Source organism: Azospirillum griseum (assembly GCF_003966125.1).
Lineage (GTDB): Bacteria > Pseudomonadota > Alphaproteobacteria > Azospirillales > Azospirillaceae > Azospirillum > Azospirillum griseum.
Genome location: NZ_RXMA01000176.1, coordinates 1 through 271 on the forward strand (window position 1 = coordinate 1; position 271 = coordinate 271).

The window sequence follows — 271 nt, forward strand, 5'->3', positions numbered from 1 at the left end:
CGCCGTCGGCGACGGGGCGGCGCGGCCGGCCAGCGCGCTACTCGGACATTGCCATCGAGGCCGGGGTGATGCTGCGCTTGGCGTTTGGTCGGCCGTGGCGGCAGACCGAAGGCTTGCTGGGCTCGCTGATGCGTCTGCTCGGCCTGACGCTGCCGGTTCCCGATCACACGACCCTCTCTCGGCGCAGCGCCGATCTGGAGATCGCGGTGGCGCTGTCCAGCACGGACGGGCCGGTCAGCGTGGTGATCGATTCGACCGGGCTGAAGGTATT

1 protein-coding gene is annotated in these 271 nt (G+C 70.1%); it reads left to right on the top strand.

The window, feature by feature from the left end; translation table 11 throughout:
* The coding region (locus tag EJ903_RS26680) for a transposase (protein ID WP_174237372.1) at positions 1–271 on the top strand (271 nt) is incomplete at both ends.